General features: G+C 63.4%; 21 protein-coding genes. All 21 read left to right on the top strand.

The window, feature by feature from the left end:
- Positions 1–20 precede the first annotated feature (20 nt).
- The 21 genes from M2281_RS27075 (at position 21) to M2281_RS26975 (ending at position 20,263) form a co-directional block, all read left to right on the top strand.
- The gene (locus M2281_RS27075; RefSeq protein WP_280824311.1) at positions 21–347 is read left to right on the top strand and encodes a DUF2285 domain-containing protein; all 327 of its coding nucleotides are present in this window, start codon (positions 21–23) and stop codon (positions 345–347) included.
- Positions 348–489: 142 nt separating this feature from the next.
- Positions 490–762, top strand: a complete 273-nt coding sequence (locus M2281_RS27070; RefSeq protein WP_280824310.1) for a helix-turn-helix transcriptional regulator — start codon at positions 490–492, stop codon at positions 760–762.
- A 159-nt stretch (positions 763–921) separates the two neighbouring features.
- On the top strand, positions 922–1,449 hold the full coding sequence (locus M2281_RS27065; RefSeq protein WP_280824309.1) for a DUF2840 domain-containing protein: 528 nt from the start codon (positions 922–924) through the stop codon (positions 1,447–1,449).
- The gene (locus tag M2281_RS27060; RefSeq protein WP_280824308.1) at positions 1,446–1,991 is read left to right on the top strand and encodes a S26 family signal peptidase; all 546 of its coding nucleotides are present in this window, start codon (positions 1,446–1,448) and stop codon (positions 1,989–1,991) included. Before M2281_RS27065 ends, M2281_RS27060 begins: the two co-directional genes overlap by 4 nt.
- Positions 1,992–2,059: 68 nt before the next feature.
- Positions 2,060–2,395 carry a DUF736 domain-containing protein gene (locus tag M2281_RS27055; RefSeq protein WP_280824307.1) on the top strand — a complete coding sequence of 112 codons (336 nt, stop codon included), beginning with the start codon at positions 2,060–2,062 and terminating at the stop codon, positions 2,393–2,395.
- Positions 2,396–2,398: 3 nt separating this feature from the next.
- Positions 2,399–3,205, top strand: a complete 807-nt coding sequence (locus M2281_RS27050) for a lytic transglycosylase domain-containing protein (protein WP_280824306.1) — start codon at positions 2,399–2,401, stop codon at positions 3,203–3,205.
- A 247-nt stretch (positions 3,206–3,452) separates the two neighbouring features.
- Positions 3,453–5,231: a relaxase/mobilization nuclease domain-containing protein gene (locus tag M2281_RS27045; protein ID WP_280824305.1), complete on the top strand. Its 1,779-nt coding sequence runs from the start codon at positions 3,453–3,455 to the stop codon at positions 5,229–5,231.
- Positions 5,232–5,254: 23 nt separating this feature from the next.
- A complete protein-coding gene (locus M2281_RS27040) occupies positions 5,255–7,228 on the top strand; it encodes a conjugal transfer protein TraG (RefSeq protein WP_280824304.1) in 1,974 nt (657 codons plus the stop codon).
- A gap of 9 nt (positions 7,229–7,237) precedes the next feature.
- Positions 7,238–7,666, top strand: coding sequence for a ribbon-helix-helix protein, CopG family (locus M2281_RS27035; protein WP_280824303.1), 429 nt, complete (start codon positions 7,238–7,240; stop codon positions 7,664–7,666).
- 571 nt (positions 7,667–8,237) lie between these two features.
- Positions 8,238–9,173 (top strand): P-type conjugative transfer ATPase TrbB, encoded by a 936-nt coding sequence (gene trbB / locus M2281_RS27030; RefSeq protein WP_425537814.1) that lies wholly within the window; start codon positions 8,238–8,240, stop codon positions 9,171–9,173.
- Entirely contained in the window at positions 9,170–9,502 is a 333-nt protein-coding gene (locus M2281_RS27025) for a TrbC/VirB2 family protein (protein ID WP_280824301.1), read from the top strand. The genes trbB and M2281_RS27025 overlap by 4 nt, the downstream gene beginning before the upstream one ends.
- The gene (locus M2281_RS27020) at positions 9,502–9,765 is read left to right on the top strand and encodes a VirB3 family type IV secretion system protein (protein ID WP_280824300.1); all 264 of its coding nucleotides are present in this window, start codon (positions 9,502–9,504) and stop codon (positions 9,763–9,765) included. Before M2281_RS27025 ends, M2281_RS27020 begins: the two co-directional genes overlap by 1 nt.
- A 10-nt stretch (positions 9,766–9,775) precedes the next feature.
- Positions 9,776–12,262: a conjugal transfer protein TrbE gene (gene trbE / locus M2281_RS27015; RefSeq protein WP_280824299.1), complete on the top strand. Its 2,487-nt coding sequence runs from the start codon at positions 9,776–9,778 to the stop codon at positions 12,260–12,262.
- On the top strand, positions 12,259–13,020 hold the full coding sequence (gene trbJ / locus M2281_RS27010) for a P-type conjugative transfer protein TrbJ (RefSeq protein WP_280824298.1): 762 nt from the start codon (positions 12,259–12,261) through the stop codon (positions 13,018–13,020). The genes trbE and trbJ overlap by 4 nt, the downstream gene beginning before the upstream one ends.
- A 4-nt stretch (positions 13,021–13,024) precedes the next feature.
- A complete protein-coding gene (gene trbK-alt / locus M2281_RS27005) occupies positions 13,025–13,354 on the top strand; it encodes a putative entry exclusion protein TrbK-alt (RefSeq protein WP_425537813.1) in 330 nt (109 codons plus the stop codon).
- Between the two features lie 2 nt (positions 13,355–13,356).
- Positions 13,357–14,715 carry a P-type conjugative transfer protein TrbL gene (gene trbL / locus M2281_RS27000; protein ID WP_280824297.1) on the top strand — a complete coding sequence of 453 codons (1,359 nt, stop codon included), beginning with the start codon at positions 13,357–13,359 and terminating at the stop codon, positions 14,713–14,715.
- 3 nt (positions 14,716–14,718) lie between these two features.
- Positions 14,719–15,408, top strand: a complete 690-nt coding sequence (gene trbF / locus M2281_RS26995) for a conjugal transfer protein TrbF (RefSeq protein WP_280824296.1) — start codon at positions 14,719–14,721, stop codon at positions 15,406–15,408.
- Positions 15,405–16,430, top strand: coding sequence for a P-type conjugative transfer protein TrbG (trbG, locus tag M2281_RS26990; protein WP_280824295.1), 1,026 nt, complete (start codon positions 15,405–15,407; stop codon positions 16,428–16,430). The genes trbF and trbG overlap by 4 nt, the downstream gene beginning before the upstream one ends.
- Complete coding sequence (locus M2281_RS26985) at positions 16,427–17,647, top strand: TrbI/VirB10 family protein (RefSeq protein ID WP_280824294.1); 1,221 nt, start codon at positions 16,427–16,429, stop codon at positions 17,645–17,647. The genes trbG and M2281_RS26985 overlap by 4 nt, the downstream gene beginning before the upstream one ends.
- Entirely contained in the window at positions 17,644–17,892 is a 249-nt protein-coding gene (locus M2281_RS26980) for a DUF2274 domain-containing protein (RefSeq protein ID WP_280824293.1), read from the top strand. Before M2281_RS26985 ends, M2281_RS26980 begins: the two co-directional genes overlap by 4 nt.
- A 694-nt stretch (positions 17,893–18,586) precedes the next feature.
- On the top strand, positions 18,587–20,263 hold the full coding sequence (locus tag M2281_RS26975) for an arylsulfatase (protein WP_280824292.1): 1,677 nt from the start codon (positions 18,587–18,589) through the stop codon (positions 20,261–20,263).
- Positions 20,264–20,287: the final 24 nt, after the last annotated feature.

Genomic DNA, 20,287 nt, shown 5'->3' with positions numbered 1-20,287 from the left:
AACGCCCCCTCGCAATCATCGTGCCGCTCGACGAAAAGGCGCCGGAACGGCTTTCCGCGATCGGTCGGTTCATCAGGCTGGCCCATGGACGCGGTGTGCCCGACAAGCGCCTGACGTCTTCGCAGCGCAGGCGCCTTGGCCACATGCTGCGCGCCCTCGACGGCCGCAGCGAAGGTGCCTCCTATTTCGACATTGCTTACGCGCTGTTCGGTCCACGCTTTGTCGTCGCCTCGGACTGGCAGGACTCGCCGTTTCGCTATGCAACGCTTCGCCTCGTGCGGGACGGCTACAAGATGATCGATGGTGGCTATCGCCAGCTGCTCCGATTTCGGCGGCGTCACTCCTAGCTATGTCACGGTCGCAGATACTGCCCTGTGCGCAATGGCGCCCGGTCATATCGCACCTGAACGCCGCCGCACCCCTTCTCCATCATCGCCCGTGTCCGCCGCTTAACGTCAACAGCCCCCACAGACCGCACGGAGACGCCTGATGAACAGTCGTGACACTGATTTGCCGCAGCGCTTCTTGTGCACGAAGGAAGCGGCTACGTTTCTGAGCTTGTCGGCTAGAACGCTCGAAAAACACCGCACCTGCGGAACAGGTCCCACCTATCGCAAACTTGGCGGCCGCGTCGTCTACGCCGTCGACGATCTTAAAGCCTGGGCCGATTGCGGCGCGGTGACCTCCACCGCCGATCCACGCAACACCGTCCTGTCGTCCAAGCGCCACACGCCCATCCCGCCGGGCCTGCGCCGATCGTAACGCGCGCCGATGACGCAGTGGCTCCTCATCGGTCGCGGCGTCGGGACCCGCCACTTCCAGCGTCAGAAGACGGCCCTTGGGTCGCCTCGGTGCAAGAATGCCGCCATCAGCCCCGCTGCGGCCAATCCCCTCCATCTTCGTCACGACGAGGTACGGCTCATGTCTTTCCAAGGAACTCTCGCTAACGGCCGTACTTTGGAACGCGGCAGCTCGACGCCGACCGTACGCCTTGCTGACCATCTCACTCAGGTTGAGCTGACCTGGGTGGGAAAGAAGATCGAGCACTGGGTTCGTTTCGGCTTGCCCGCGCACGACCGGATCCTCGACCGTCACCGGCACATCCTCTTCTTCCGGCCGGGCACCGTCTTCGCCCTGGTGCGCAACGAGTTCGGCGCGGCCATTTCGCGCCTCGACATTGTGGCGACCGTCGGCCGCGACCAAGCCTATCAGACACTGCCCTGCGTTCACCCCGGCGGCGACATCCTGCTCAGGTCCGAAGGCTGGCCAAAGGTCGAGCGCGTGCTCCAGGCGATCGACGCCATCGAGCGTCTCAAGATCGATCCGGAGGCGGTTTCATCGGACTATTGGCGGCACGTTCACAACCGTCTGACCGCAGGACAGGAACCACGCGGCTACTCGATCGACCAGCATCGCGCCTTCCTTCTGCGCCAAAGGGCCGCGCCATGAGCCGCGCGAGCATTCTGGCAGCGACCGTGCTCGCGACGATGAGCTCCGGCTATGCGGCGCTCACGCCAATGCCTATCAAGCTCCTCTGGAACGCCTCGGCGAGTGCGCCGATCGGGCTCTACACGATCGCCGTGGACGGCCCGCTCGAGGTCACCGATCTCGTTGCCGTCCACGCATCAGAGCCGCTTGCGACATTCCTCGCCGAGCGCGGCTATCTGCCCAAGGGCGTGCCGCTCTTGAAGCGCGTTCGCGCGGTGTCTGGTCAAACCGTCTGCCGTACGAACCTCACCATCACAGTCGACGGTGTCGAGGCCGGCGCTGCGCTTGAGCGCGATCGCGCCGGCCGCGATCTGCCGGTCTGGCAGGGCTGCCGCCGCGTCCCGACCGGCGAGATCTTCCTCATGAGCTGGAACGTCCGCGACAGTCTGGACGGGCGCTACTTCGGCCTCACCGTCACTGACCAGATCATCGGCCGCGCCGTCCCTGTGTGGACCGACGAGGATGGCAATGGCCGCTTCGAATGGCGCGCACCGACGCGGTGAGTGCGCGACCGGCGGCGCATCTCCTGCCGCCAAACTTATTCACCGCTCATCAAAAACAGGAGCTACCCATGGCACAGATCGGACAGTTCACACGCGCGGCGACCGGCTTTGTAGGGCGCATGCGCACCCTCACCGTTGACCTCGACCTCGCCATCGTTCCCACCGAACCTAGCACTGCCGAGAATGCGCCCGACTACCGCGTTCATCGCGGCGCCGAAGACGGGCCAGAGGTCGGAGCGGGCTGGACGCGCCGCAGCGACAAGGCGGGCGAATACATCTCGCTGCAGCTTGACGATCCAACCCTCGACGAGCCGATCCGCGCCCGCCTGTTCCAGAACGGCGATGATGCGATGTCCTGGTCGCTGCATTGGAACCGCCCGCACGAACGCGGCGAGAATGCATAAGCGATGATGCGCCGCTACGCGCCAATCGCTCCCCGGCTGCGCTTCTTGCGCAGCCGCTCGGACGCCGAACGGCTAGCTCCTGCCCGCCGTCTTGCCCGCCTTCTCCGTTTCGCCCTCATCCTGGCGGCCGGCACAACCGCGCCCACTGTAGCGCAGGCGGTCGCCGATGAGCGGTCGGCGTGCGTCGACTGCTATGACGCTTATGTGGCGGAAGCGTCGAAGCGCTTCGGCGTACCTATCGCATGGATACGCGCCGTCATGCGCCAAGAGAGCGACAGCAACGTCCGCGCCGTCTCCGGCGCCGGCGCGCGCGGTCTGATGCAGATCATGCCTGAAACCTGGGAGGAGCTTCGCGCCCGATGGTCGCTCGGCCACGACCCGTTCGACCCGCGCGACAACATCCTCGCGGGCACCGCCTATCTGCGTCAGTTGCACGATCGCTTCGGCGCGCCGGGCTTTCTCGCGGCGTACAATGCCGGGCCGGCGCGCTACGCCGCCTACCTTAGCGGACGCCCGCTGCCCGCCGAGACCCGCGCTTATGTCGCAGTGCTCGCCCCCGTTGTCGGCAGCGAACCGCTGACCGATCCTGCCCCGATCTCCGCCGCTTTGCGCAGCGTAGAAGCGCTCGCGTGGCGCCAAGCCCCGCTCTTCGTTTCAGCCGCCTTGCGCATCGCCGTGGCAGTACCGCCCCAATCTGGCGGTGACAATCGCAGTGCCAGCGAGACGGCCACCGCGCGCACTGTCACCGCCATCACGCCGCGCGCTCACGGCCTCTTTGCCGCGCGCACCAGCGCAGGAGGGCTGCACTGATGGCTTTCGCAGTGAGGCGCGGCCTGGTGGGCTTCTGGAACGGGCGGGCAGAGTTCGGGGGTCGGGCGGGGAGAAGCGACAGGCGAAGGCAAGATAAAAGCGCCAGCGCGGTCGAAGACCAAGTCATTGACATGACTTGTCTTTCTCCCCGCACGGCGGTCGGTCGCGGGCAGGATGCCCGGATTTATCCAACGATTACAACGGCTCTGAATGCACAGCCTGCTTCCGCCATGGGGAGGCGGCCGCGATGAGCGAGGGCGACAGCGAATTTCGGATCAGGCCGGGCCGCATCCGTTCGACGCGAGCGCCGAAGCCCAAAAGATTCATCCAGCAGGTTCTGCGCGCCGCCCAGAAGGCAGGGCATATGGAGGGCGGCTTTTGCAAAACTGCAACCAGCTTGCGACGCGGCCATTCCACCTTCGGGCGCGGCCGCAATGCCTTTGGCCGTTCGCGACTGTTCGGCGGCTCTCGCCGAGTTGTGGTTGCCGCACGCGTCGCGCGTCACCGGGGCCGAGCGTTCCGCGCCGCACCGCTCATCGCGCACGTCTCCTATCTCAAGCGCGAAGGCGTCAGCCGCGACGGCGAGAAGGGCGTGATGTTCGATGCCAATACCGATCGCGCCGACGACCGCGCCTTTGCCAATCGCTGCCAGGACGACCGACATCACTTCCGCTTCATCGTCGCGCCGGAGGACGCGGCCGAGATGACCGACCTCAAGGCGTTCACGCGCGATCTCGCCCGCCAGATGGAAGCCGACCTCGGCACGCGTCTCGACTGGATCGCCGTTGATCACTGGAACACCGACAACCCGCATGTGCATCTGCTCGTGCGTGGCGTCGACGACGCCGGCAGCGATCTGGTGATCGCGCGCGACTACATCAGCCACGGTCTGCGCTCCCGCGCCGGAGATCTTGTCGACATCGAGCTTGGCCCCAAGCCCGAGCACGAAATCCGCAACGCGCTGGAAAACGACCTCACCGCCGGGCGCTGGACGCGGATCGACGCGGAAATCCAGCGCACGGCCGACGAGACCGGCTACATCGATCTCAGACCCGACCCGACCGGCCCGTCCGATCCCGAACTTCGCCGGCTCATGATCGGTCGACTCCAGCACATTGAGAAGATGGGGCTTGCCATACAGGGCGAACCCGGCCAGTGGGTCCTCGGGCTCGAGGCGGAACGCACCTTGCGCGACCTTGGCATCCGCGGCGACGTCATCAAGACCATGCATCGCGCCTTCACCGAGCGCGGCCAAGATCGCGGCGTCGCCGACTATGTTGTCGACGGCGGCGCGCCCGGCGCTACGATCATCGGGCGGTTGGTCGATCGCGGCCTCTTCAACGAGCTGACCGGCGAAGCCTACGCCGTCATTGACGGCGTCGACGGGCGCGCCCATTACCTCCGTTTCCGTGGCGTCGAAGCCTTCGATCAGGCGCCGGCCAATGGCGGCCTCGTCGAGGTCCGCCGTTTCGGCGGCCCGGACGATCGGCGCCCGACGCTCGTCCTCGCTGTCCGTTCCGATCTCGACCTTCAGGCCCAGGTCACCGCGCCCGGCGCGACGTGGCTCGACCATCGCCTCGTCGATCGCCCGTCCATGCCGCTCGCCCAGAGCGGCTTCGGCCGTGAGGTCCGTGACGCAATGCAGGCACGCGCCGAGTATCTCGTCGATCAGGACCTCGCGCGGCGCGACGGCCAGCGCATCGTGATGCAGCGGGACCTCCTTGCCACACTGCGCCGCCGCGAGCTCGACGCCGTCGGCGAGAAACTTTCGAAGGAGACCGGCTTGCCGCATGTGAAGGCACATGCCGGCGAGCATGTCGCCGGCACCCTACGCCGACGCCTTAGCCTTACCTCCGGGCGCTTCGGCATGATCGAAGTTCTTGGCGAAAGTGGAGGCCTCGGCTTCCAGCTCGTGCCCTGGGCGCGCGATCTTGATTGCAGGCTCGGCCAGCACGTCACCGGCGTCACCAAGCACGGCGGCGGCATCGAATGGTCGATCGGCCGCAAGCGCGACCTCGGCTTCTGACAACGACAAGAAAGGATCTCGCCATGTCAGCGACCAAAATCCTCTGGGGCCAAATCGCGGTAGTTTTCCTTATAGTGATTGCTACCACCTGGGCCGCTACACAATATGTCGCGTGGAAGCTCGGGTTTCAGTCGCAGCTTGGTACGCCCTGGTTCGTGCTCGCCGGAGTCCCCGTGTACTATCCGCCCACGATCTTCTGGTGGTGGTATTTCTACGATGCTTACGCACCGGAGATTTTCACGAAGGGCGGGATTATCGCGGCCTCCGGCGGCTTCATCGCGATCGCGGTCGCCATCGGCATGTCGGTCTGGCGTGCCCGCGAGGCCAAGAACGTCCAGACATACGGCTCGGCGCGATGGGCGGAGAAGAAGGAAGTGAAAGCGGCAGGGCTACTAGGCGCCGATGGTGTGGTCCTAGGTCGGCTGGAGCGGGACTACTTGCGCCACGATGGACCCGAGCATGTGTTGTGCTTTGCCCCGACCCGCTCGGGCAAGGGCATCGGCCTTGTCGTTCCGACTCTGCTGACCTGGCCAGGATCCGTCATAGTCCACGACATCAAAGGCGAGAACTGGAAGCTCACTGCTGGCTTCCGCTCCCGACACGGCCGCGTATTGCTGTTCGATCCGACCAATCCCAATTCCGCCGCCTACAATCCCCTGCTGGAGGTCCGGCGAGGGGATTGGGAAGTCCGCGACGTGCAGAACGTCGCCGACGTTTTGGTCGATCCGGAGGGCTCACTCGACAAGCGCAACCACTGGGAAAAGACCAGCCACTCGCTCCTGGTCGGCGCGATCCTACACGTCCTCTATGCCGAGGAAAACAAGACACTCGCCGGCGTCGCCGCCGTCCTGTCCGATCCACGCCGTCCGATCGAAGCAACGCTTGTCGCTATGATGACCACTCGCCATCTGGGCGAAGCCGGACCGCACCCGGTTGTAGCTGCGACTGCGCGAGAGCTCCTCAACAAATCCGACAACGAGCGCTCGGGCGTACTTTCGACCGCCATGTCCTTCCTCGGCCTCTATCGCGATCCCGTGGTTGCGGAAGTAACAAGTCGCTGCGACTGGCGCATCGCAGACCTCGCCACGGGCGCAAAGCCGGCCACGCTCTACTTGGTGGTGCCGCCCTCGGATATTTCCCGCACCAAGCCACTCATCCGACTCGTCCTTAACCAGATTGGGCGACGGCTCACCGAGGACCTGCATGCCAAGGAACGCAAGCACCGCATCCTCATGATGCTCGACGAGTTCCCCGCCCTTGGGCGTCTCGACTTCTTCGAATCTGCCCTCGCCTTCATGGCCGGCTACGGCATCAAGAGTTTCCTGATCGCTCAATCGCTGAACCAGATCGAAAAAGCCTACGGCGCCAACAACTCGATCCTCGACAACTGCCACGTGCGCATCAGCTTCGCGACCAACGACGAGCGAACTGCAAAACGCGTGTCAGATGCCCTCGGTACAGCAACCGAGATGAAGGCTATGAAGAACTATGCCGGACATCGCCTCTCGCCCTGGCTCGGTCATCTGATGGTCTCTCGCTCCGAGACGGCCCGCCCACTTCTCACCCCAGGTGAGGTGATGCAATTTCCGCCGGCCGACGAGATCGTCATGATCGCAGGCACCCCGCCAATCCGGGCAAAGAAAGCACGCTATTTCGAGGACGCCCGCTTTCGCGAGCGCGTACTTTCGCCACCGGACCCGAAGAAGTCTGGCAGGACAATTCACACCGATAACTGGTCGCCCCTTCAGCCCCAGAAGCCCGATGCGGTGCCGATGGCGGCCAAGACCCCCGATGGCGCTAATGCAGGCCTGCGCCGGGAGCCCGAACTTCCCGATCATGTTGCCATCGTGAGGGAGTCTACTGACCAACGCCCCGCCGATGAGTTTGCGCATTTTGTCGACGACGAGCCGGAAGACGCTGCGCTTCAACGCCAGGCGTTGCGCCGCCAGATTGCTCGCCAAGCCGCACTCGATCCAGGCGACGGTATGGAGCTCTAGGAGGACACCATGCGCAACCGTATCAACCTCACTCTGCCGGTGGAGCTAATCGGCCGCATCAACGAACTGGCTGACCGGAAGAAGCTGCCGAGATCCGCGATTGTCGAAGCCGCTGTTGCGTCGTTTCTGTCGCCAGACCACGCCGACGCTCGGGAGGCAGCGTTCGCCCGACGCCTCGATCGTCTCACGCGACAGGTTCAGCGCATGGAACGAGATCTCGGCGTCACGGCCGAAACGCTCGCCCTTTTTATACGTTTCTGGCTGTCGATCACCCCGCCCCTGCCGCCCGAAGCGCAGGCCGCGGCCCAAGCGAAGGGGCGCGAACGCTTCGACGGCTTCGTGGAAACCCTCGGAAGGCGCCTGCAGAAAGGCCAGAGCTTCCTGCGAGAAATTCCCAACGATGTTCTCGGCGGCCCACCAAGCGGTATACGGGAATGAGCGCGGGCGAATGCACGTGGATCCCCCGTATGCGAATGGTACTGGTTTCGACGACTTGGAATGCGCCGGCGCGATGGCCGAGATAGCGCCGACAAATACGCTCGTAACGCGAGTTGTTCGCTGGGGTATGCCTCGTTTACTTAGGGCCGTGGCTTCTCCGCCAGGAATGCGACGAAGCGGCGAAACCTTCACCGCAATATGGCGATTGACCGGATAGACCGCCTGCAACTGTATCGTGCTGATATCCCGACCGCGTACGAGCCGGCCCTGGCTGATGTCCTCCCCGTCCATGAAGTCGGGCAGAACGACGATACCGACCCCGAGCAAAGCGGTATCACGCAGACTCAGACTGTGGTGTCGTCGGACAGCACTTGCTCCACGTACAACTCCGCCGTTCGCCTGTATTTGCACGCTACACTACGACGACCGCTCAAATCTATTGAAGCGGCCAGATATCTGGCTCCATTAATTATCCCCGATCCAGGGTCGCGCGCCGCGCCACCCGCACAAGGACGGGGACGACGTGGCGACTTCCCAAGAAAATTCCGAAGCGACTTTGCGTGGTGCGCGCATGCTGCGCACGGCGCTCGGTCCGGCGATCGCCGGTTTCCTCGAGGAGCCGTCAATCGTCGAAGTGATGCTCAATCCCGATGGGCGGCTCTGGATCGACCGTCTCTCCGGGGGGCTCGAGGACACCGGCCAGACGCTCTCGGCAGCCGACGGCGAACGCATCGTTCGCCTGGTAGCTCATCACGTCGGCGCCGAAGTTCATCCAGGCAATCCGCGCGTCTCTGCCGAGCTTCCCGAGACGGGAGAGAGGTTCGAGGGCCTTTTGCCTCCGGTGGTGGCGGCGCCAGCCTTCGCGATCCGCAAGCCGGCAGCCGCCATCTTCACGCTCGACGACTATGTCGCCGCTGGAATCATGAAGGCCGAGCAGGCGGTGGCGCTGCGCGAAGCCGTCGCCGCCCGGGCCAACATCCTCGTTGCCGGTGGGACATCGACCGGCAAGACGACGCTTACAAACGCGCTTCTCGCCGAGGTGGCCAAGACCTCGGATCGCGTCGTTCTGATCGAAGATACCCGTGAGCTGCAATGCGCGGCGCCCAATCTCGTGGCGCTGCGCACCAAGGACGGAATTGTCTCGCTCTCCGATCTCGTCCGCTCCTCGCTACGCCTGCGCCCCGACCGAATCCCCGTCGGCGAGGTGCGCGGCTCGGAAGCGCTCGACCTGCTCAAAGCCTGGGGGACCGGTCATCCCGGCGGCATCGGTACTATCCATGCCGGCTCGGGCATCGGTGCGCTCCGCCGCCTCGAACAGCTCATCCAGGAAGCCGTCGTCACCGTCCCACGCGCTTTGATCGCCGGGACCATCGATCTCGTCGTCGTGCTCTCCGGCCGCGGCTCGCAGCGCCGGCTGGCTGAACTCGCCCGTGTCGAAGGGCTTGGCCCCGACGGCGACTACCGCATCACCTCCATCACCCCCGCCAACGAAGGAGCCTCCGCATGACTCTGTCCTCCGCCCGCGCAGCGCGCCGTATCGCGGCATTCAGCTCGGTCACCGTCTTCGCGCTCGCCGCCGCGCCGGCAGCACACGCCTCGGGCTCGTCCATGCCCTGGGAACAGCCGCTGCAACAAATCCTGCAGTCGGTCGAGGGGCCAGTGGCCAAGATCATCGCGGTGATCATCATCATCGTCACCGGCCTAGGACTTGCCTTCGGGGACACCTCAGGTGGCTTCCGTCGCCTGATCCAGATCGTCTTCGGTCTCTCGATCGCCTTCGCCGCATCGAGCTTTTTCCTGTCGTTCTTCTCCTTCGGCGGCGGAGCGCTAGTCTGATGGAAGAGCCGGTCATTGGATTCAGCGCGCCCGTCCATAGGGCGCTCACCGAACACATTCTCCTCGGCGGCGCGCCGCGCTCGATTGCCATTTTCAACGGCACGCTGGCCGCTGCCCTTGGCCTAGGTCTGCGGCTTTGGCTCGTCGGAATCGCGCTCGGCCTCATCGGACACCTAGGGGCCGTCTGGGCGGCCAAGCGCGATCCGATGTTCGTCGACGTGGTCCGCAGGCATTTGCGCATCCCCGGCCACCTCAGAGCGTGAGGTGGCAGCCATGATGAACCTTGCCGAATATCGCAACCGCAATGCCCGCCTATCGGACTTCCTGCCCTGGGCAGCGCTGGTGCGCCAAGGCATCGTCCTCAATAAGGACGGCAGCCTCCAGCGCACAGCCCGCTTCCGCGGCCCCGACCTCGACAGCGCCGTTGCTGCAGAACTCGTTGCCGTTGCTGGCCGTCTCAACAATGCCTTCCGTCGTCTCGGCTCCGGCTGGGCGATCTTCGTCGAAGCGCAGCGCCACGCCGCCAGCTCCTATCCGGAGAGCACGTTCGCCGATGCCGCCTCCGCGCTCGTCGATGCGGAACGGAAGGCCGGCTTCGAAGAGGCCGGCGCGCATTACGAGTCCAGCTACTTCCTGTCCTTCACATATCTCCCTCCGACCGAGGACGCCGCCCGCGCTGAGGCCTGGCTCTACGAAGGCAAGACCGAACCCGGCGTCGATCCGCATGAAATCGTCGCCAACTTCATCGACCGCACAGACCGCGTGCTGCAGCTCGTCGAGGGCTTCATGCCCGATTGCGCCTGGCTCAATGACGCCGAGACGCTGACCTTTTTACATGCCTGCGTTTCGACCAAACGCCATCGCGTCCGCGTTCCCGAAACGCCAATGCATCTCGACTCGCTGCTCGCCGATCAGTCGTTGACCGGCGGACTGGAGCCGCGCCTCGGCGATCAGCATCTTCGCATTCTCACCATCGTCGGCTTTCCGACCGCCACAACGCCGGGGGTTCTCGACGAGCTCAACCGTCTGGCCTTTCCGTATCGCTGGTCGACGAGGGCCATCCTGCTCGACAAGATCGACGCAACCCGCCTGATGACAAAGATCCGCCGCCAGTGGTTCGCCAAGCGCAAATCGATCGCGGCGATCCTCAAGGAGGTTATGACCAACGAAGCGTCCGCTTTGGTCGACACCGACGCCGCCAACAAAGCGGCGGACGCGGATCTCGCCCTTCAGGAGCTTGGCGCCGATTACGCCGGTCAGGCTTACGTGACCGCCACGCTGACCGTCTGGGATGCCGATCCGCGCACCGCCGACGAGAAGCTGCGGCTTGCCGAGAAGGTCATCCAGGGTCGCGATTTCACCTCGATGGTCGAAACCATCAACGCGGTCGACGCCTGGCTTGGCTCCTTGCCCGGTCATGTCTACGCAAATGTCCGGCAACCGCCGATCTCCACCATCAATCTCGCCCACATGGTTCCGCTTTCGGCGGTGTGGGCGGGGCCGGAACGGGACGAGCACTTTGCGGCTCCACCTCTGTTGTTCGGCAAGACCGAAGGGTCGACCCCGTTCCGGCTCTCATTGCACGTCGGTGACGTCGGCCACACGCTGATTGTCGGCCCGACGGGTGCGGGCAAGTCCGTGCTGCTCGCGCTGATGGCGCTCCAGTTCCGCCGCTATGTCAGCTCCCAGATCTTCGCCTTCGATTTTGGCGGCTCGATCCGCGCCGCGACGCTCGCCATGGGCGGCGACTGGCACGATCTTGGCGGCGGATTAAATGGAGACGTCAGCGAAGCCGTCCAGCTCCAGCCACTCGCGCGCATCCATCATATCCCGGAGCGCGCCTGGGCCGCCGGCTGGGTGGTCTCGATCCTCACACGTGAGAACGTGAAGATCACGCCGGAGGTAAAGGAACATCTCTGGTCGGCGCTGACGTCTCTCGCCAGCGCCCCAGTCCTCGAGCGCACAATCACCGGCCTCGCTGTCCTGCTCCAATCGAACGATCTGAAACAGGCGCTTCGCCCCTATTGCGTCGGCGGTCCATATGGCCGCCTGCTCGACGCAGAATTCGAGCGTCTCGGCGCCGCTTCGGTCCAAGCCTTCGAAACCGAGGGTCTGGTAGGCACTGGCGCCGCCCCCGCCGTCCTTGCGTACCTCTTCCACCGCATAGAGGACCGGCTAGACGGCTCGCCGACGCTCATCATCATAGACGAAGGCTGGCTTGCGCTCGACGATGACGGCTTTTCCGGCCAAATCCGAGAATGGCTGAAGACGCTGCGCAAGAAGAACGCCAGCGTCATCTTCGCCACGCAGTCGCTGTCCGACATCGATGGTTCGGCGATTGCGCCCGCAATCGTCGAAAGCTGCCATACGCGGCTACTGCTACCAAACGAACGCGCGCTCGAGCCGCAGATCACGGCAATCTACCGCCGCTTTGGCCTCAACGATCGGCAGATCGAGATTCTGGCCCGGGCCACGCCAAAGCGTGACTACTACTGCCAATCTCGTCGCGGCAATCGGCTCTTCGAGCTCGGCCTGTCCGAAGTCGCGCTCGCGTTCTGCGCGGCCTCCTCCAAGCAAGATCAGACACTAATCGGCCAAGTCCATGCCCGTACCGGTACGAACGGCTTCCTCGCCGAATGGCTGCGCGCCCGTGAGCTCGCTTGGGCCGCAGATCTAATCCCGAACCTCACCAATGTCGCGCCGGCCTGTATCCAAGCGCCCGGCATTCCACCCCCTACCGAACAGGAGATCTTGTCATGACGTTCCGCCATCGTCCCCGCATGCGCGCCGCCCTGATGGCCGCCACGATGTTCATCGCGCTGACCGCGGCTATGCCGGTCATGGTCACACCAGCCCACGCACTATTCGTCTTCGACCCGTCGAACTATGCCCAGAATGTGTTGACCGCCGCTCGTTCGCTCGAGCAGATCACGCATCAGGTCACCTCGCTTCAGAACGAAGCGCAGATGCTTATCAACCAGGCGCGCAACCTCGCGAACCTGCCCTTTTCCGCTCTCCAGCAGATACAGCAGTCCGTCCAGAAGACGCAGCAGCTTTTGCAGCAGGCGCAGAACATCGCCTACGACGTTCAACAGATCGATCGCGCCTTCCAACAGTCCTACAAGAACATCTCGCTATCCACCTCCGATCAGCAGCTTGTCGCCGACGCGCGCTCGCGCTGGCAGAACACGGTCGGTGGCTTGCAGGACGCCATGCGCGTGCAGGCCGGCGTCGTCGGCAACATCGAGGCCAACCGCGCGCAAATGTCGGCGCTGATCGGCCAGAGCCAGGGCGCGACCGGCGCTCTCCAGGCGACCCAGGCTGGCAACCAGCTTCTCGCCCTTCAGGCGCAGCAGCTCGCTGACCTCACGGCCGTCGTCGCGGCGGCGGGCCGTGCCCAGGCGCTGACCGAGGCCGAGCGCGCCGCAGCCGCCGAACAGGGCCGCGAACAGCGACGTCGCTTCCTGACGCCCGGCTCCGGCTATCAACCAAGCGACGTCACGATGTTCAATCAGTGAGGGCATGACGATGGACGGTCAAACCCTCGCCCGCATTGTCGCCATCGTCTTCGTCGCAGTCGCCGTCACGGCGACCGCGGTGGAGATGAATAGGAAAGAAGAACCGGAGGTCACGGAACCGAAGGTGATCGCGCCTACCGCGCTGAGCCCGCTGCGAGAGGGTCTTCGCCGCTGTCAGGGTCTCGGCGAAGCAGCTCTGCGAGACCGTGAATGCATGCGTCTGTGGGCCGAACAGCGCGACCGCTTCCTCGGGCTCAAAACACCGCCGGCCGCCACTTCGTCCAAGCCCGTTGCGCCCCGGTCTCTCACAGCACCGACGCCGGGGGTACAGTAGTCATGGGCAGCACCGGCGTCATCGACCAGTTCCTCGCTACGTTCACGCGCTACATCGATTCCGGCTTCGGGCTCCTTAGCGGTGAAGTGGCCTTCATCGCAACGACGCTGATCGTCATCGATGTAACTCTCGCTGCCCTCTTCTGGAGCTGGGGCGCCGACGACGACATCCTCGCCCGGCTCGTCAAGAAAACGCTGTTCGTCGGCGTCTTCGCCTATCTCATCTCCAACTGGAACAACCTCTCCCGCATCGTCTTCGAGAGCTTTTCCGGCCTCGGCCTGAAGGCAAGTGGCACAGGGTTTTCCGTGCAAGATCTACTGCGGCCCGGCAAGGTCGCTCAGACCGGCCTCGATGCTGGGCGCCCGCTGCTCGATTCCATTTCCGGTCTTATGGGCTGGATCTCCTTCTTCGAGAACTTCGTCCAGATCGCCTGCCTGCTCTTCGCCTGGGCGCTTGTAATACTCGCCTTCTTCATCCTGGCCGTGCAACTTTTCGTCACGCTGATCGAGTTCAAGCTGTCGACGCTTGCAGGCTTCGTGCTCATCCCCTTCGGCCTCTTTGGCAAGTCCGCCTTCATGGCGGAGAGGGTGCTTGGCAACGTCATCTCCGCCGGTATCAAGGTGCTAGTCCTGGCCGTCATCATCGGCATCGGCTCGACGCTATTTAGCCAATTCACGACCGGTTTCGGCAGCGAGAAACCGACTATCGATCAGGCAATGGCGATTGTGCTCGCCGCGCTCTCCCTTCTCGGCCTTGGCATTTTCGGCCCCAGCATTGCCAACGGCCTTGTCTCTGGCGGTCCTCAGCTGGGCGCGGGCGCGGCCGTGGGTACTGGGCTTGCTGCTGGCGGCATGGTGTTCGCCGCTGGCGGAGCTGCCGGACTTGCTGCGCGCGGGAGTATAGCCGCCGCCTCGGGTGTCGCGGCGACCGCCCGCGGTGGGGCATCGCTCGCAGGTGGTGCGTCAGCCGCCTACACGCTCGGCTCAGCTGGTCAGTCCGGCCCTGCCGGCATTGCCTTTGGCATGGGCGGTGTGGCGCGCACAGGGGCGTCCGCGGCCGCCTCACCACTCAAGCGCGCCTTTTTCCGCGCCGGTGCTTCCCTGAGATCAAGCGCAGATTCGGGCGTCAAGTCCGCCTTCGAGACCACAGGCGGTTCATCGACCATGAGCACAGTCGGCGGTGCTGCCGAGGCCAGCAACGACGCCTCGCTCAGCGACGCAGCCAAGGGCCAGCCCGATTGGGCCAAGCGCCTGCAGCGCTCCCATCGTATCTCCCACGGCGTCCAGACCGGCGCCCACGCCATCCGCTCCGGCGACAGCCATGGCGGCGGTTCTTCCATCAATCTCTCAGAGGGGAACTGATCGATGAACATCTTTCGACGACCATCGACGCGCTACGGAACGACGCCTGAGCCAGAGACACCCTATCAACGCGCCGGCCAAGCATGGGACGAGCGCATCGGTTCCGCGCGAGTGCAGGCCAAGAATTGGCGCTATATGGCTTTCGGCTGCCTTATTCTTGCCAGTGGTTTTGCCTCTGCGCTTATGTGGCAGTCTACACGCGGCACCGTCGTTCCTTGGGTCGTTCAGATCGATCGCCTCGGACAGGCGCAGGCCATCTCCCCGGCCGTCGCCGACTATCAGCCGACCGATCCGCAAGTCGCTTGGCATCTCGCCCACTTCATCGAACAGGTCCGCTCGATCCCGGCCGACGCGATCATTGTCCGCCAAAACTGGCTGCACGCCTATGATTTCACGACGACTGCGGGCGCCATGGCGCTTAACGACTACGCCCGCGCCAACAATCCCTTCACGAAGGTCGGCAAGCAACAGATTGCCGTCGACGTCTCAAGCGTCATCCGCGCCTCACCCAGTAGCTTCCGCGTCGCCTGGACAGAGCGCCGCTATCAGGACGGCTCGCTCGTCGAGACCTCCCGTTGGACCGCCATTCTCACTGTCGTCGTGCAGGCACCGAACAACGCCGAAAAGCTCCGGGCCAATCCACTCGGAATTTACGTCAACGCCATCAACTGGTCGAAGGAGCTTGGACAATGACGCCCGCCTTCCGCGAAGCCAGCAGGCCGGCTCCCCGCAAAATCTCCGTGTCGCTTTTGCTGCTCGCGGCGTCGGCCCTGACCGGATGCGCGAAAACGAACCTGCCGCCGGACATTGAATACGACAATGCTGCCCCCGCCGTTCAAACAGTCGATCCGCCCGCGCCTGTCCGTGTCATCGAACTGCCGAAGCCGCTCCCGTTGCCAGGTCAGATGAAGCCCGTTGAGACGCAGCGACAGGACGCCGAGCCGAGCAATCCCACGGCTCGCGTCAGCCAGGCCAATGCCGCTGCCCGCGTCCAGCCGGTTCGCAACGGCTTCATCAATTCGATGCAGGTTTATTCCTTCACGCAGGGCGCGCTCTATCAAGTCTATACCGCCGTCGGCCAGATCACCGACATCGCGTTGCAGCCCGGGGAACAGCTCGTCGGTTCCGGTCCAGTCGCCGCCGGTGACACCGTTCGCTGGATCATTGGCGATACGGAGAGCGGCTCTGGCGCTACGAAACAGATCCACATTCTGGTGAAGCCCACGCGGCCGGAACTGACGACCAACCTCGTGATCAACACCGATCTGCGTACCTACCATATGGAGCTGCGCTCGACCGAGAAGACCTACATGGCTTCCGTTTCGTGGCAGTATCCGCAGGACCAGCTCATTGCACTTCGTCGCCAGAACGCGCAGGCCGAAGCCATGCAGCCGATATCGACGGGCGTTGATCTCGCCAACGTCAATTTCCGCTACGCAATCAACGGCGACCGCGCACCATGGCGGCCGCTGCGAGCGTTTGACGATGGTCGCCAGGTCTTCATCGAATTTCCGCGCGGCATCGGCCAGGGCGAAATGCCGCCGCTCTTCATCGTCGGCCCTGAAGGCAAGACCTCCGAGCTCGTGAACTATCGCGTGCGCGGCCATCACATGATCGTCGACCGGCTCTTCGCAGCCGCCGAACTGCGCTTCGGCTCAGGTGATCGCCAGAAGCGCATCCGTATCGTGCGCACCGACGGAAGGCCGGCGAGATGAACGAGATCGATCTCGGAAAGGAAAAGGAAGCGCCGTCCTCGGACGGTGCTTCGCCACTCATCGGCGAACCCGCGATGCGGCTTCGCCCGGAGCCGCCGCGGGTGACCCGGATCTCTCGCAAGGTGCTGGCCGGTCTCGGCCTCATCGTCGGCGCAGGTCTCGGCGGAGTGCTGATCTATGCACTCCAGACCCGCAATGCCGGAAAACCTGAGGAGCTGATCTCGACGGACGGCCGCGCCATCGCCGATGGGATCGCAGGACTGCCTCGTGACTATACTGGTCCCATTCTCGGTCCGCCCCTACCCGGGGATCTAGGCGGGCCAATCCTCAATGCACAGAACGCCGTACAGTCACCTGTGATCACGACGCCCGATCAGGGTTTGACGGCCGAGGAACAGCATCGGCAGCAGGAGATGGAATCCGCGCGCACGGCCAAGCTCTTTGCGCCAACCGCAACGCGCCCAGTGACGAGCGACACCCCTGCCACCACGCAGACAATCTCCACCAATCAGTCGATGTCGGATCTCACTGCTCTCGGTCTCGGTCCGCAGCCATCAACGCCGACGGCCATCGAACGGCAGAATGCCTTCCTCGATGCCATGCCCGATAAACACACGGTCTCGCCGGATCGCGTCGCGGCTCCAGTATCGCCCTATGTGCTTCAGGCAGGCGCAGTCATTTCGGCGGCGCTGATCACCGGCATTCGCTCGGATCTTCCCGGACAGATCACCGCGCAGGTCACCGAAAACACCTATGACAGCCCGACGGGACGCCTCCTGCTCGTGCCCCAAGGAACGCGCGTCATCGGTCAATACAGCAACGATGTCGGCTTCGGGCAGCGTCGCATCCTGCTTGTCTGGAACCGGCTTATCTTCCCGGACGGCCGATCCATCGTGCTCGAACGCCAGCCCGGCGCCGATGCCGAAGGCTATGCGGGCCTGCAAGATGGTGTCGATTTCCACTGGTGGGAACTGGCCAAGGCCACCGGCCTCTCGACCCTGCTTAGCGTGGGTACAGAACTCGCGACCAACGACGAAGACCGTTTGCTGCGCGCTATCCGCAACGGAGCCCAGGACACGATAAACGACGCCGCTCAGCAAATCATCCGCCACCAGCTCGACATCGCCCCGACACTCACCATCCGTGCCGGCTTCCCGGTCCGCGTCATCGTCACTCGTGACTTAGTGCTTGAACCCTATGGAGGAGGAACGCCATGACCACCAAGCTGAAACTCGGCCCGATCGCCGACGACAAGCCCGTGAAGGTGACGCTGGAGCTTCCGGCGTCCCTTCACCGCGACCTCAAGACCTATGCGGATATCCTCGATCGCGACAGCAACCAACCCGCCACTGATCCGGTCCGGCTGATCGTGCCGATGTTGGAACGTTTCATCGCTACCGATCGCGGCTTTGCGAAAGCACGAAAAGGTGAGCAGACAGCCACAGTGCAGAACTCCCCATGACACTACGACCATACTACCGCCTCGCCAGTTGGTTGCCGTGGCTCCGTGCGCCCGCCACGCGGCTTCTTCATTGACAGCGTGCGCGACCGGTTCCCTGTGTCATGGGAACTAGCCCCGAAACCGGCCAACTCTATTTCCACCCAACGCTGCGCGACGATCATCTGGCAGAAGTTTCGCAGCCCTGCTTCTCATCTCCGAAAACTGGCCATCGTAAAATTCCCGACATGCGTGTCAGCCTGTTTAGTGCGTATGTTGTCAATCCAGTATGCGATCATGAGCCCTACGGACGATGTCCTCAAAGAAGAAAATAGCGGCTCCGCAAGGCGATCAGCACTATTCCTCTTCGTCGGAGCCACCCTAATTACTCGCTGTTGTTGCCGTTACCAATTTTAACATCTGGCTCGAATGGCTGACGAAGCGGCCTCGCATGCATTGAGCCAATCAGGGAGCTCAAGAGAGCGCGACAATCGCGCAATTCCGATCGAAATAGGGAGTGCCCAGGAGAGGGAGCATGTCTGCCAACTCGAATTGGTGATCTCAATCGAAGGAGCGTGCAATGCAAGACAAGCCAGGACAAGCCCACCATAGCGAGCCAACCGATGCGGTCGACAGAGTGTCATGTGGCTCGAGCGCTTCTGCAGGACTTTCCCATCCAATTCTACGAAAGAGCATTGAAATCTTCTCAGCAACGGTCATGTCGCGATCACTTGGCGTGCTGGCGGCCGGGGCATTCATGGTCTGCTTGCCTGGGCTCTCAAGTCTAGCGCAAGCACAGGAAAGGCGCCCCAACATCGTCATGCTGATGACCGACGACACCGGCTGGAGTGATTTCGGCGCTTATTCCGGAGGCGGTGCTGGCCTCGGCCATCCGACACCAAGCGTCGATAAGATCGCCAAGGAAGGCGCTGTCTTCACCAATTGGTATGGGCAGGCAAGCTGCACGGCCGGCCGCGCCTCCTTCATCACCGGCCGCATCCCGATCCGCTCGGCGCTTTCGATCGTGGTTGCCCCCGGCGATGAAAACCGTATCCGCAAGGAGACGCCGACAATCGCGGAATTCTTCCAGAAGAATGGCTACTCCACCTATTTCTCCGGCAAATGGCATCTGGGCGACAAGCCTGACGCCTATCCGACCGAACATGGCTTCGACGAAATGAAGCACTTCGCGGCCTATTATGCCGGCGTATACGCCTATAGTGACACAGACAGCACGTTCCATCCCTGGTTCCCATCCTACAATCGGGAATTCAACAAGATGTACGACGACGTCGTCAATCTGGGCGAATGGGAAGGAACCGCAGGCCAGCAGGCCAGGATGGTCGGCACGATAACGTACGACTCGCTTGCCGCGTTCGACGTCCGGCAAACCAACTCGGCTGTCGACTACATCAAACAGCATGCCAAGGGCGACAAGCCCTTCTTCATGGACGTCAACTTCATCAAGATGCACAACCCGACGAACCCGGCACCAGAGTTCAGGGGCCGGACAAAGCTCGGCAACTATTCAGATTCACTGTTGGAAATGGATACCGACATCGGCCGGATCATGGACGCCATCCGGGCCGAGGCACCCAACACGATCGTTATCGTGACCGCCGACAACGGTGCCTGGCTCGATGCCTATCCGGATGCCGGAACAACGCCCTTCCGCGGCGAAAAGGGATCGGCATTCGAAGGCGGTTGGCGCGTGCCTGGGATCATGTGGTGGCCTGGTCATGTTCCGGCCGGCGTCCAGTACAACGAAATGATGTCGCACATCGATTGCTGGGCAACGCTGGCCACGCTGGTGGGCCTCACTCTGCCCCCACACGACTGGGTCGGCAATGACGGCAAGCCGATCTACTTCGATAGCATCGACAACAGCGCCTACATCCTCGGAAAGGCTCAGCATTCCGCGCGCAGATCATGGGTCTATATCGATGGCGAGGAATTCCTGGGCGCACGTGTAGATATCGGCGACGATCCCAAGGAGCCATGGGTCAACATCGCCTGGAAATACCTTTGGACCGCGAAGGACTCCTGGCTTGGCGCGACTGCCAATCTGGGATCGATCGGTGCCCTCTATAACCTAACCATGGACCCCTATGAGAAATACGACATGGTCTTCAACGGTGCGGCTCCCGCGCGCGTGCTGACGACTTCGCCGGGTCGTTTCTCAGGTGAGGACAACGGCTGGGCCCTGTCGCTGATCTATCCGGTGGTCATCGATTTCGATAAGTCGATCATGCAGTACCCCAGCATCAGGCGCTATGTCGGCGGCGCATCGAATGACCTGGTGCCCAACCTTCAGCATCCCGACAATCCTGTTCCGCTGCTGAAGCAGCAGTTGATGGAGCAGAAGGAGCCGCATATCGGCGGCGGTGGCGGCTAAGCGCCCTGCTCCACAGAATGTCAA

The organism is Pseudaminobacter soli (ex Li et al. 2025), from assembly GCF_029892515.1.
GTDB lineage: Bacteria > Pseudomonadota > Alphaproteobacteria > Rhizobiales > Rhizobiaceae > Pseudaminobacter > Pseudaminobacter soli_A.
This window is presented reverse-complemented; position numbering and strand designations above follow the sequence as displayed.

Excerpts from the sequence above, each read along its gene's own strand:
- trbE (WP_280824299.1), top strand. The coding sequence starts at position 9,776 with ATGATGAACCTTGCCGAATATCGCAACCGCAATGCCCGCCTATCGGAC.
- M2281_RS27045 (WP_280824305.1), top strand. The coding sequence starts at position 3,453 with ATGAGCGAGGGCGACAGCGAATTTCGGATCAGGCCGGGCCGCATCCGT.
- trbL (WP_280824297.1), top strand. The coding sequence starts at position 13,357 with ATGGGCAGCACCGGCGTCATCGACCAGTTCCTCGCTACGTTCACGCGC.
- trbK-alt (WP_425537813.1), top strand. The coding sequence starts at position 13,025 with ATGACGATGGACGGTCAAACCCTCGCCCGCATTGTCGCCATCGTCTTC.
- M2281_RS27040 (WP_280824304.1), top strand. The coding sequence starts at position 5,255 with ATGTCAGCGACCAAAATCCTCTGGGGCCAAATCGCGGTAGTTTTCCTT.
- M2281_RS26985 (WP_280824294.1), top strand. The coding sequence starts at position 16,427 with ATGAACGAGATCGATCTCGGAAAGGAAAAGGAAGCGCCGTCCTCGGAC.
- trbF (WP_280824296.1), top strand. The coding sequence starts at position 14,719 with ATGAACATCTTTCGACGACCATCGACGCGCTACGGAACGACGCCTGAG.
- M2281_RS27065 (WP_280824309.1), top strand. The coding sequence starts at position 922 with ATGTCTTTCCAAGGAACTCTCGCTAACGGCCGTACTTTGGAACGCGGC.
- M2281_RS27055 (WP_280824307.1), top strand. The coding sequence starts at position 2,060 with ATGGCACAGATCGGACAGTTCACACGCGCGGCGACCGGCTTTGTAGGG.
- trbB (WP_425537814.1), top strand. The coding sequence starts at position 8,238 with ATGCTGCGCACGGCGCTCGGTCCGGCGATCGCCGGTTTCCTCGAGGAG.
- M2281_RS26980 (WP_280824293.1), top strand. The coding sequence starts at position 17,644 with ATGACCACCAAGCTGAAACTCGGCCCGATCGCCGACGACAAGCCCGTG.
- trbG (WP_280824295.1), top strand. The coding sequence starts at position 15,405 with ATGACGCCCGCCTTCCGCGAAGCCAGCAGGCCGGCTCCCCGCAAAATC.
- M2281_RS27025 (WP_280824301.1), top strand. The coding sequence starts at position 9,170 with ATGACTCTGTCCTCCGCCCGCGCAGCGCGCCGTATCGCGGCATTCAGC.
- M2281_RS27050 (WP_280824306.1), top strand. The coding sequence starts at position 2,399 with ATGATGCGCCGCTACGCGCCAATCGCTCCCCGGCTGCGCTTCTTGCGC.
- trbJ (WP_280824298.1), top strand. The coding sequence starts at position 12,259 with ATGACGTTCCGCCATCGTCCCCGCATGCGCGCCGCCCTGATGGCCGCC.
- M2281_RS27035 (WP_280824303.1), top strand. The coding sequence starts at position 7,238 with ATGCGCAACCGTATCAACCTCACTCTGCCGGTGGAGCTAATCGGCCGC.
- M2281_RS27020 (WP_280824300.1), top strand. The coding sequence starts at position 9,502 with ATGGAAGAGCCGGTCATTGGATTCAGCGCGCCCGTCCATAGGGCGCTC.
- M2281_RS27070 (WP_280824310.1), top strand. The coding sequence starts at position 490 with ATGAACAGTCGTGACACTGATTTGCCGCAGCGCTTCTTGTGCACGAAG.
- M2281_RS27060 (WP_280824308.1), top strand. The coding sequence starts at position 1,446 with ATGAGCCGCGCGAGCATTCTGGCAGCGACCGTGCTCGCGACGATGAGC.
- M2281_RS26975 (WP_280824292.1), top strand. The coding sequence starts at position 18,587 with ATGTCGCGATCACTTGGCGTGCTGGCGGCCGGGGCATTCATGGTCTGC.